Annotated in this window: 7 protein-coding genes; 2 read left to right on the top strand and 5 right to left on the bottom strand. The window is 73.5% G+C overall.

Features of this window, described 5'->3' with window-relative positions; translation table 11 throughout:
• The first annotated feature begins 466 nt into the window (after window positions 1-466).
• Together AAHZ94_RS17665 and AAHZ94_RS17660 are read left to right on the top strand one after the other, a co-directional pair.
• Complete coding sequence (locus AAHZ94_RS17665) at window positions 467-2035, top strand: AMP-binding protein (protein WP_349993884.1); 1569 nt, start codon at window positions 467-469, stop codon at window positions 2033-2035.
• A 39-nt stretch (window positions 2036-2074) separates the two neighbouring features.
• Window positions 2075-4054, top strand: coding sequence for an FAD/NAD(P)-binding protein (locus AAHZ94_RS17660; protein WP_349993883.1), 1980 nt, complete (start codon window positions 2075-2077; stop codon window positions 4052-4054).
• 172 nt (window positions 4055-4226) lie between these two features.
• Here the strand turns inward: AAHZ94_RS17660 and AAHZ94_RS17655 are convergent, their stop codons facing one another.
• The 5 genes from AAHZ94_RS17655 to AAHZ94_RS17635 form a co-directional block, all read right to left on the bottom strand.
• Entirely contained in the window at window positions 4227-6224 is a 1998-nt protein-coding gene (locus AAHZ94_RS17655; protein WP_349993881.1) for an anthranilate synthase family protein, read from the bottom strand.
• Entirely contained in the window at window positions 6221-6844 is a 624-nt protein-coding gene (locus tag AAHZ94_RS17650; protein ID WP_349993885.1) for an isochorismatase family protein, read from the bottom strand. The genes AAHZ94_RS17655 and AAHZ94_RS17650 overlap by 4 nt, the downstream gene beginning before the upstream one ends.
• 329 nt (window positions 6845-7173) lie before the next feature.
• Complete coding sequence (locus AAHZ94_RS17645) at window positions 7174-7932, bottom strand: 2,3-dihydro-2,3-dihydroxybenzoate dehydrogenase (RefSeq protein ID WP_349993880.1); 759 nt, start codon at window positions 7930-7932, stop codon at window positions 7174-7176.
• A gap of 93 nt (window positions 7933-8025) precedes the next feature.
• A complete protein-coding gene (locus AAHZ94_RS17640; RefSeq protein ID WP_349993879.1) occupies window positions 8026-9201 on the bottom strand; it encodes a 3-deoxy-7-phosphoheptulonate synthase in 1176 nt (391 codons plus the stop codon).
• Between the two features lie 194 nt (window positions 9202-9395).
• Window positions 9396-11069, bottom strand: a complete 1674-nt coding sequence (locus AAHZ94_RS17635) for a carboxylesterase/lipase family protein (RefSeq protein WP_349993878.1) — start codon at window positions 11067-11069, stop codon at window positions 9396-9398.
• Between the last annotated feature and the right edge of the window lie 722 nt (window positions 11070-11791).

The raw sequence follows: 11791 nt of genomic DNA, 5'->3' as shown, positions 1-11791 counted from the left end.
CCCCGCCCCCCGCCCCCCCCCCCCCCCGCCCCCCCCCCCCCCCCGCCCCCCCCCCCGGGCGCGCCGGGGGGGGGGGGGGGGGGGGGGGGGCCCCCCCCCCCCCCCCCCCCCCCCCGCCACCTCGCGCCCCGTCCCGCGGCAACCCCCGGGACGGGGCGCACCCGTGTCCGGCACCCCCGCGCGGCGGGCGCAGCCGTCGTCCGGGCGGACTTGACGGACCCCGAAGCCGCTCGTTGACCGGCCGGCCAGGGGCTCGCGAAGATTCCAGCCAGTAAGCCACGCAGCTCGGCACGCCGCCGCATTCCTGACCGGACACCATCCTCCGCGTTTCCACCGCGCTCTCTCCTCCTGCATGGATTCAGCGCGTCTCAGCCGTACGCACGATCCGGGACCGCCCCCGCGGGGCGGCCGTTCACCAGGTGACTTCAGCTCGGGCTGCGTCGACGTCATCGGGAAAGGTGGGTACATGATTCTGCAGCGCATCAGGAACCAGGGAATTCGCCTGGGTACGGCATTCGACCGGGTGGCGGCCAAGCACCCGGCCAACGTCGTCATTCTTGATCATGACCTGGGTATCGCGCCGCAGCTTGGACGTCGGTTCACGGTGACCGAACTCGCCGATGTGGTGGCCGACTTCGCCTCCCGCCTGTGGACCGTGGGGGTCCGGCCGGGTGACCACGTGGTGGTGTACAAGACCGACGGTTTCGACATCCCGCTCATCGCCTCGGCCGTCGCGCGCATCGGTGCGGTGCCGGTGATGCTCTCGCCCAAGCTCGACGGGGAATCCGTCCTCCAGATGCTGCCCCGGGTCAACCAGCCGTACCTGCTCACCGACCAGGCCAAGTTGGACAACGAACTGTCCGACGAGGTCTTCGACGTCGCCGACAGCGTGCTGTTGGCCTCGGGTTCCCACCCGCGGGCCACCGCCCTCGCGGATCTCACGGATGTGCGGCGCGTCGCCCCCGTGGTCATGCCCCGGGACCACCCGACGCTGGTCACCCACACCTCGGGCACCACCGGTCTGCCGAAGATGGCCGTGCACACCAGTTACAGCCTCCAGTCGCGCTACCGCCCGCAGGCCGCGGCCGTCACGCTGCTGCGCAAGCGCGAGACGGTGGCCATGCACGTGTCGTTCGTCCACTCCCGGGTGATCAGCGCGGTGCTCATCTCCCTCGCGCGCGGCTTCCCGCTGCTGGTCCTGACCGACGACGACCCGGAGCACGTGGCGGACTACTTCGTACGGCTGCGCCCCGGCATCATCGAGGCGCACCCCAACTCGTACATGCTGTGGGAGAAGCTGGCCGACGACCCGCGCCAGCCGCTGGCCAACGTGCGGCTGTTCAGCAGCACCTTCGACGCCATCCACCCGCGCACGGTGCACCGGCTGCTGCGGGCGACGCGCCGTACCGCGCCGGTCTTCGGGCAGCTCTACGGGCAGAGCGAGACCGGGCCCGTAGTGGCGCGGTCCTACACCAAGCTGCGTTCCCTTGAGGCCGACGGGCGCTGTGTGGGCGTGCCGTTCCCCGGCATGACCGGCGTACGGGTGGTCAGCCGGGACGGCGCCCCGCCCACCAAGGAGTCGCCCGGCTACATCGAGGTGCGCAGCGACGGTCGCGCGGTGACCTTCCTCGGTGAGCCCGAGCGGTACGCGGCGCAGACCAACGGTTCCTGGTGGCGGATGGGTGACGTGGGTTACCGCACCAAGTGGGGGTGCCTGCACCTGCTGGACCGGGAGGTGGACGAGATCCCCGGGTTCGGCAGCACGCTGGCCGCCGAGGACCAGTTGTTCGCCAGGCTGGACAACCTGGCCGAGGTCATCATCATCCCCGGTGACGACGGCCGCGCGGTGCCGGTGGTGTCCACCAAGGGTGACGAGCCGCTGGACCTGGCCGCCTGGCGGGCCGCGGCGGCCGGGTTGCCCCCGATGGCCGACCCGGTGCAGTGGCGCCTGGACGACCTGCCGCACACCGCCACCACCAAGATCAAACGGCTGGAGCTCGCCCGCATCATCAATTCCGGCGGCCCGGCCAAGTAAGCGTCCCTGCGTGCCTCTCTTCTCCCATGGAGTGCCTTGATGAGCACAGGTCATGTCGAGATCTGCATCGTGGGTGCGGGACCCCGCGGGCTTTCGGTCCTGGAACGGCTGTGCGCCAACGAACGGGTCGCGCCCTCGCACGAGGCGATCACGGTGCACATCGTGGACCCCGACCCGCCGGGTCCCGGCCGGGTGTGGCGCACCGACCAGTCGCGCCACCTCTTGATGAACACCGTGGCCTCGCAGATCACCGTCTACACCGATGACAGCGCGCAGATCGAGGGCCCCATCGAGCCGGGCCCCAGCCTGTACGAGTGGGCCAAGAGCCTTTCGGTGGCCAGCCAGTTCGACACCTACAGCGCCGAGACCCTGGCCCAGGCGCAGCGGCTGGGACCGGACGACTATCCCACCCGTGCCTTCTACGGCTGCTATCTGCACGACTGCTTCCAGCAGATCAACGCCCAGGCGCCGCGGCACGTCTCGATCCGGGTGCACCGCTCGCGGGCGGTGGCGATGGCCGACACGCAGGGCATTCCGATGGGCCCGCAGGGCATCCGCCTGGAGGACGGCACGCGGCTGAACGAGCTCGACGCGATCGTGCTCGCCCAGGGGCACGTGTCGGCCCGGCTCACGCCGCGCGAGGAGCGCACCGCGAGCCTCGCCCGCATCCACCACCTGACGTACATCACGCCGGCCAACCCGGCCGATGTGGACCTGAGCGGCGTCAAGCCGGGCACGCCGGTGTTGCTGCGCGGGCTCGGGTTGAACTTCTTCGACCACATGGCGCTGTTCACCGCCGGGCGCGACGGCGAGTTCGTCCGGGAGGGCGAGCGGCTGGTGTACCGGGCGTCGGGCAAGGAGCCCAAGCTGTACGCGAGTTCCCGGCGCGGGGTGCCCTACCAGGCCCGTGGCGAGAACCAGAAGGGCCCCTACGGCCGCTACTTCCCGCGACTGCTCACCCAGGAGTACATCGCCGGGCTGCGGGCCAGGGCGCGCGACGGGCGCCCGGTGCACTTCGGTACGGATCTGTGGCCGCTGATCTCGCGCGAGGTCGAGAGCGTCTACTACGGCACCCTGCTGGAACAGGCGGGCCGTGCCGATGAGCGCGCCTCGTTCATCTCCCGGTACCTGCTGCTCGGTGAGGGCCGGGAGCGGGAGTTGCTGTTGGACTCCTTCGCCATCGCGCCGGCCGAGCGGTGGGACTGGGAGCGGCTCTCCCAGCCGTACCGCGAACGCGAGTTCACTTCGCGAACGGAGTTCAACGCCTGGCTGGTGGAGTACCTGGCGGAGGACGTACGGCAGGCCCGGGCGGGCAACGTCAGCGGGCCGCTGAAGGCCGCCCTCGACGTGCTGCGCGACCTGCGCAACGAGATCCGGCTCGCGGTGGACCACGGCGGGTTGGACGGCGATTCGCACCGCGATGACCTGGAGGGCTGGTACACGCCGCTCAACGCGTACCTGTCCATCGGTCCGCCGGCCTCCCGCATCGAGGAGCTGATCGCGCTGGTGGAGGCGGGGGTGCTGGAGCTGACCGGGCCCGGCACGCTGATCCGGATCGACACGGTGAACCCGGCGTTCGTGATGGAGTCAACCGACGTGCCGGGGCCGCCGATCCGGGCCAACACGCTGATCGAGGCCCGGCTGCCGGAGCCCGATGTGCGCCGCACCCGGGACCCGCTGCTGAGCCATCTGCTCAACACCGACCAGGCCACCCCGTACCGCATCCAGTCGTCGGGTGGCGGCAGTTACCAGACGGGCGGCCTCGCGGTCACCGAGCGGCCCTACCGGCTGCTCGACGCCAAGGGCCGCGCGCACCCCCGGCGCTTCGCCTACGGGGTGCCCACCGAGTCGGTGCACTGGGTGACGGCGGCCGGTATCCGGCCCGGCGTGGACTCGGTGACGCTCGGCGACTCGGACGCGATCGCCCGGGCCGCGCTGGCCCTGCCGCCCACCGCGCACGTGCCGGTCGCGGTCCGCTCGCACGCCGGTGAGACCGGTCTGACCAGCATCATCGTCTAGCTGAGCGGGGGGGGCCCCCCGGCCGGGCCCCCCCCCGGGGGGCCCCCCCGGGGGGGCCGGGGGGCGCGGGGGGCCCCCCCCCCCCCGCCCACCCCGCCCCCCCCCCCCCCCCCCACCCCCCCCCCCCCCGGGGGGGGCGGGGGGGCCCGGCGCCCGCGCCCGGCGCGGCCGGTCAGCCGCGGTCGGCGCTGGCGGGCAGCAGGGCGCCGCTGAGGCCGGCGAGCAGGTCGCCGACGATGCGCGGGCCGTCGTCGGTGAGCACCGACTCGGCGTGGAACTGCATGGAGGCGAAGTGCGGGCCGCGCAGGGCGTGCACCTCGCCGGTGGTGCGGTCCCGGCTGACCTCGACCACGCCCACGCCGGTGCACTCGGCCTTGTCGGTGTCGCTGTGGGCGGCGAAGGTGTTGTAGAAGCCGACCCGTTCGGGCCGTCCGAACAGGTCGATCTCGCGGCGCACACCCTGGTTGGGCACCTCGCGGCGGTGGATGGTGAGGCCGAGCCTGGTGCTGAGCACCTGGTGGCTCAGGCACACCGCGAGGAAGGGGCGGCGCTCGGTCAGCAACTGCGTGACCGCCCCCCGCAGATGGGCGATCTTGGGGTGCGTGCCGTCCCTGGGGTCGCCGGGTCCTGGGCCGAGCACCACCAGGTCGTGGCCGTCGAAGGCGTACGGTTCGGTGTGCCGACGGACCGTCACTTCCAGTCCGAGTGCGGCGAGTTGGTGGCCGATCATGGAGGTGAAGGTGTCTTCGGCGTCGACGACCAGGACGCTGCGGCCGGCCAGGTTCGGGCGTGGCCTGGCGCGCTGGGCGGCCTCGGCGAGCCAGAACTCGGCGAGGCTGGCGTTGCGCTCCGCGAGGGCCGCCCTAACCCGGGGGTGGGCACCGAACCGGGAGCTGCCGTTGCTCTCCAGGGCGGCGATCATGCCAGCAGCCTTGGCCCGGGTCTCGGCGACCTCGGAGACCGGGTCGGAGTGGCGTACCAGGGTGGCGCCCACGCCGACCCGGACCTGCCCGCCGGCGTCGATGTCGGCGATGCGGATCAAGATGGCCGAGTCCATGGCGGCGCGGCCCCGTTCGTCGCGTCCGATGAGTGCGACGACGCCGCTGTAGTAGCCGCGGCCGTGCGGCTCGTGGCGGGCGATGACGCGGCAGGCGCTCTCCAGCGGGCTGCCGGTCACGGTGGGGGCGAACAGCGTCTCGCGCAGCACCTCGCGCGGATCGCGCAGGCACCTGCCCTCGATGAAGTACTCGGTGTGCGCGAGGCGGGCCATCTCCTTGAGGTACGGGCCGACCACCCGGCCGCCCGACTCGCAGATGCGGGCCATCATCTTGAGCTCTTCGTCGACCACCATGTACAGCTCGTCGGCCTCCTTGCGGTCGGCGAGGAAGTCCATGACCTCGGGCAGGGTGGGGCCCGACGCCGGGTAGCGGTAGGTGCCGCTGATGGGGTTCATCACGGCCCGCTCGTGGCGCAGGCTGACGTGCCGTTCGGGGGTCGCGCCGACGAAGGTGCGGTCGCCGGTGTGCACGACGAACGTCCAGTACGCGCCGGACTCGCGCTCCAGGAGCCGGCGGAAGAGGGTGAGGGCGTGCTCGGGCCCGTAGTCGCCGATGGTGGCCACGAAGGAGCGCTTGATGACGAAGTTGGCGCCCTCGCCGGTGCCGATCTCCTCGTCGATGATGCGCCGCACGATGTCCGCGTAGCTGTCGTCGTCCACGTCGAAGTGGCGTCCCGTCAGCTCCAGCGGCAGATCCGGGATCTGGGCGATGACGTCGGCCACCGGCGCGGTGGTCTGTTCGGTGATGGTCATGGCGAGCAGCGGTTCGCCGTCGTCCGCGCAGGTGTAGCCGCGCTCGGTGATCTGCCGGTAGGGGACGAGCGTCAGCACCTCGTGCCGGGGTCCGGCTGCTTCGCCGGTGTCGGCCTGGTCCTGTGCCGGGAGGTCGGCGAGGGTCGCGGGGCTGCTCATGGTGCCGGTGAGGACGTCGAGTTGGCCGGGGCCCGTGCTCTCCGGCCGGTGCAGCAGGGCGAAGACCGGGGCCCGGCCGGTCAGTACGCGCTCAAGCAACTCCGGCGCACCGGACGGGTCGGGTCCGCCCGCGGGACGGGCGGCGGCGGGCTGGGGCGTGGGGCGTTGCGTGCGGCGGGGCCGGGGTGTGCCGTCGTTCATGCGAGGATTTCCTTCGTCGTGGTGACCACCGCGCAGCGGCTCGCCGCGTACTCGATGGCCATCCGGTGGTAGTCGGCGGAGAAGTCGGCCATGGCGTCGGCCACCAGAAACGTCTCGATGTCGTGGGTGAACGCCTCGACCGCCGACATCAACACGCCCACGTGCCCGTACACGCCGCAGACGATGAGCTGGTCACGACCCGATTCGCGCATCCGGGCCAGCAGGTCGGTGCGGAAGAAGGCGCTGTAGCGCCACTTGGTGAGCAGCCAGTCATCGGGCGCGGGGGCGAGGTCGTCCACCACTTCCCGGTCGGCGGGGTCCACGCGCATGCCCGGGCCCCAGAAGTCCTTGAGGAGGCCGCGGTCCGCGTCGCTCATGCCACCGGGTTGGGCGGTGTAGGCGACCGGGACGCCGGCGTCCGCGCACCGGTCGCGCAGCGTGGTGGCGTTGCGCACCACGGCGGAGCGCAGCGGCTCGGGCAGCGGGGCCAGGAAGTACCGCTGCATGTCGTGGACGAGCAGCACCGCGCGCCGTGGGTCCACGGACCACGACGCGGTGTTGTCGGGCAGGTCCCCTACGGTCGGCAGGGGGTAGGTCTTGATCGGCGGAATGCCGGGCATGGGCGTCCTCTCGGGAGGCGGCGGACCGTTGCCGCGTGGGTGGCGAGCTGCGCGGACGCGCGTACCCGGGGCTGGCCCGGGTGAGGGGCGCGCGCGGGGCCGGGGGCCCCCGCCGGGGGGGGGGGGGGGGGGGGGGCCGGGGGGGGGGGGCCGGGGGGGGGGGGGGGGGGGGGGGCGGGGGGGGGGGCCCCCCCCGGGGGGCCCCGCCCCCCCCCCCGGGGGGGGGGGGGGGGGGGGGGGGGGGCGCCGGGCCCCCGGGGGGGGGGGGGGGGGGCCCCCGGGGCCGGTGGGCGGCGTCCCGTGCCTGGTGGCGCCGGCGGGCACGGGGGCTAGACGCCCAGCGTGGCGCCGCCGTCCACCGTCAGGTCGTGCAGGGTGATGTGCGCCGCCTGGTCGGACAGCAGGAAGACGACGGCGTCGGCGATGTCGGAGGGGCGGGCGATCTTCCCGAGCGGGATGCCGACGCGGTACGCGTCGGGGCGACCCTCGATGGTGCCGCGCGGGCCCGATTCGTCGTGCCACATGGAGCTGAGCATGGGCGTGTCGGTGGAGCCGGGGGCGACCAGGTTGCAGCGGATGCCGTACTGGGCGACCTCAAGCCCCAGGGACTTGGTGAACAGCGTCGCCGCGGCCTTGGACGCGCAGTAGGCGGCCATCTCGCTGCGCGGGGTGCCGGCGGCGTTGGAGGCGACGGTGACGATCGCGCCGCGCGAGCGCGGGACCATCCGGTCCACGACCGCCTGCGACATCAGGAACACGCCGGTCGCGTTGACCGCGAAGGTGGCCGCCCAGTCCGCTTCGGTGTAGTCGCGCACCGCGCCGGTGCGCAGGACGCCGGCCGCGTTGACGAGGTAGTCCACTTCCCCGACGCGCTCCTCGACGGCGTCGACGAGTGCACGCACCTCGCTGGCCGATGTGACGTCCGCGGGGAACGCGTGCACGCCGGGCAGGTCGCCGACTGCGGTCTTGAGCCGGTCCGCGTCCAGGTCCACGGCGGCCACTCGCACGCCGCGGGCGCTCAGTGCGCGCACCACCTCCGCGCCGATGCCGCCCGCCGCTCCGGTGACCACGGCCACGTTGTTGTCCATCGTTGAGCCTCCTTCGCTGACTGTGCCGTGCCGGTCAACTCCCAGTGTGCCGCGCGCTGTTGACAGGTCAGGTAGGGCGCGCGGCGGTGCATTTCAGCCGCGCCAGCGCGAGACCACGCTCATTGCCTGACTGGCAGTCAGCCGCGGGTCGCAGAAGCTGGCGTACTTGTCGCCGACGCGGTGCGCCTCGGACTCGTCGCGCACGCACTCGGTGACGTCGTCGGGGGTGGTCTCCAGGTGCAGGCCGCCGGCCACGCCGCCGGCCTGGCGCACCGCGGTCTGGAACGCGTCCACCTCGCGCTCCACGGTCTCCACGTAGCGGGTCTTGAGGCCGCCGGGGGCGGTGACGGTGTTGCCGTGCATGGGGTCGGTGAGCCAGCTCACCGGGTGGCCGGCCGCGCGGACGGCTTCCACCAGGGCCGGCAGGCGTTCGGCGGCGGCCTCCGGGCCCATCCGGGCGATCAGGGTCAGCCGGCCGGGTTCCCGGTTCGGGTCGAGCCGCTCGCACAGGTCGAGCAGCACGTCGGTGCTCATGCCGGGGCCGACCTTGCAGGCCACCGGGTTGGCCACGGCCGCGAGCAGCGCCACGTGGGCGCCGTCGGGCTGCCGGGTCCGCTCGCCGATCCAGGGCCAGTGCGTGGAGCCGAGGTAGACCTGTCCGTCGGGTTCGCGGCGCAGCAGCGGCATCTCGTAGTCGAGCAGCAGCGCTTCGTGGCTGGTCCAGATGGGGGCCTCGATGCGGCCGGCCGCGCCGCGACCGTCGCGCCAGCCGAGGTGGCCCATGATGTCGCCGGCCGCCATGAAGCAGGTCAGCAGCCGCAGCGGGTCGGGGCGGCGGCTCTCGGGCGAGGGCTCGCAGCCGTTGACCATGTGGCCCCGGTAGACCGGGAGTTCGCGGTCGCCGATCCGCTCGGTGGGGCGTGAGCGCGGCTTGGCGAACTGTCCGGCGATCCGCCCGACGCGCACCACCGGCTTGTACGTGATCATCTTCAGCGCCCCGGCCATCAGGTCGAGCAGGGCGGCCTTGCGCGCGACATAGCCCGAGGTGCATTCGGTGGGGTCCTCGGCGCAGTCGCCGGACTGCACCACGTGGGCTTCGCCGGCGGCCACCTTGGCCAGTTGGCCGCGGAGGGTCCTGACGTCCTGCGCCCGCACCAGGGCCGGTCGCGTCGCCAACTCGTCGCGCATGCGCTGGACTTGGGAGGCGTCCTCCCAGTCGGGCTGCTGGAGTGCGGGTTTGAGGTGGATGTCGAGCAGGGCGTGGTCCACGGGTTGCCTCCGCAATCGATGGCGGTTGTGCCGGTGCCGGACGGCCGCGTGCGAGTGACGGGCCCGGCGGGCCGGGCGGGCAGGCTGGGGGTGGGAGCGCGAGGGGCAGGGGCCGGCGCGCCGGACGCACCACGTGGGTGGGACGTCCGGCGCACCGTGGGTGGGGTGTACGGCCGGTGCGGTGGGGCGTCGAGTCAGGGGCGCGGGCCCCAGCCGGCGGTGTCCCAGTAGCTGAGTTGGCGCGCCTTGGACGTGGTGACCAGACGGGCGACGTCCGGGCCGCCGAGGCGCAGCGCGGTGGCCCGGGCGGGGTCGAAGACGGGCCAGTGGCGCACGGTGTCGACGGCCGGCGCTCCGGTGTGCGCGAAGGAGGCGACGAGGTCCATGAACGCGTTGGACACCGTCTCCTCCAGCGGCCCGTCACCGTACTGCGGGGCGTTGGCGGGCAGCTTGAAGCTGCCGAAGAGGAACTTGGAGGTCGCCTCGTGCGGCGTGCCGAACCAGGGGGCGCGCACCGGGTGGGCGAACTCCATCCGGTACTGCGGTACGACGCCGGCGCGGGCCTGCTTCTCGGCGAGGCGCACCGCCAGGTAGCGGAACAGGCCGTCGCCCCAGATTTCGGTCCACAGACTGAGCGGGTCGTGCGGCAGGCCGTCGGCGAGGGCCGCGGCCCGGTAGGCGGCGATGCAGGCGTCCACCTCGGCGTCGGTGACCTGCGCCGCGCCCTTGATGAGCACGGCGCGCACGGCTACCCGCAGCGACGCCTCGTCGGTGGGTGTGGGGGCCGGGGCGGGCGTGGGCGGGTTCGGCCCGGTGTAGAAGGAGCCCTCGGTGTCGGTGTTGATGCTGAGGGTCGGCAGTTCGGGTAGGGGCAGCCGGTGCAGCGGGCCGCGCATCCACTCGCCGTCGACGACCGGGCCGCGGTAGGCCCGGCCGCGGGCCCGCGGCCGGTCCGCGGGCGGGCCGGCGAACAGCTTCTCCCAACTGTCGCGCAGCGCGTAGGCGGGCACCTCGCGCAGCTTGGACACCGTGACGCCGAGGTCCCGCGCCACCAGTTCGTAGGCCCGGCGGGCGTCCTGCGGGGTGAGGGCGGCGGCCGGGGTCCAGATGTGGGCCGGGCTGATGGGGATGATGCGGCGGATGAGCGGGCGGGTCTGGGGCAGCAGGCCCAGTTGCCAGGTGGTCGCGCCGCCGGCCGATCCGCCGGAGACGGTGATGTTGTCGGGGTCGCCGCCGAAGGCCGCTGCGTTCGCCCGCAGCCAGCGCAGCGCCGCCGCCTGGTCCTGGAGTCCCCAGTTGGCGATGGAGCCGGTCGACCGGTCGGCGAACTCCTCGTGCAGTCCCCAACCAAAGGCGCCCAGACGGTAGTTGAAGGTCACCACGACGAGGTCGCCGCGCTCGGCGAGCCGGCTGCTCTCGTAGTTGGGCAGGCTGCCGGCGCCGGACTGCCAGCCACCGCCGTGGATGAAGACGAGGACCGGGCGGGCGCCGCGGGTGCCTGGCGTCCAGACGTTGGCGTAGAGGCAGTCTTCCTGGCCTTCGGTGCCCTGGAACTGGATGGCGGTGGGGCCGTAGTCGACGGCGTCCCGCACGCCCTGCCAGGGCTTCGGCGGCCGGGGCGAGGAGAAGCGCAGCGGGCCGACGGGGGGTTGCGCGTAGGGGATGCCGCGGAAGACGGAGACGGCGCCGTTGCGGGTGCCGCGCAGGGCGCCGGCCGTGGTGCGTACGACGGGGTCGGTCTCGGGCGCCCGTCCCGGGCGCGCGGCGGCGATGCCGGGGGTCAGGGCCGTGACCGTGAGCGCGGCGGTGCCGCCGGCGATGACCGTGCGCCGGGCTATGCCGCCTTCGCTTTCGCCGCGCTCAGCCATGGCGCCGGCCCCCGTCCCGGGCGGTGCGCGCGGGCCTCGTGCGCACCGCGTGCCGCGCGGCTGCCGCCGGATGTTGCTGCTGAGCCATGACCGTGGCCCTCCCTGAACAGGTGGAATGCGTGGATTCCCAGATCCTCAATCCGAGGCGGGGCCAATTCCAACGCCATTCGCCGTAATCCGTCAGGTGGGCGGGAATCCATCAGGTTCGCTTCCTGCGGCCGGATGCGGTCGAAGCGGGCGGCCGGCGGGCGGCACATCGCGCCGCGTGAACGGCGTGCGAACTCCATCGAGCGGCACCGCCCGAAATGAGTGACACGACCGCCGACTTTCGGGCAGCGAAATCCCCCGGCAAGGGCGGGGCCACCCAAATCCGGCGCGAGCAAACGCGGAGCCGACACATCGCGCTTTTCTGGTTTACGGGGTTAACTGCGGCATCGCGGCATCGGCGCGACAGGGCAACCGGCGTACGGGGTCGGCGGGGGCCACCCCGGCCATCTGACGGGGCGCCCCGCCATTCCGTGCGCCCCGCCCGTGTCCGGTCCGCGCCGGCGCGCCCCTCCGCCCCGGCCACCGCGCCACTGGCCCCGCGCGGCCCGGCGGTTGCCGCGTACGGTTTCGGCCCGACCGGCGGGCCGGTGCCTGGCTCGTATACACATCTCCGCGCCCACCAGACGGCCTCCTATCGCGGATGGCGGGGGGGGGGTGGAAGAGAGAAAGGGCGG

It is taken from the genome of Streptomyces sp. HSW2009, assembly GCF_040240285.1.
Lineage (GTDB): Bacteria > Actinomycetota > Actinomycetes > Streptomycetales > Streptomycetaceae > Streptomyces.
This window is presented reverse-complemented; position numbering and strand designations above follow the sequence as displayed.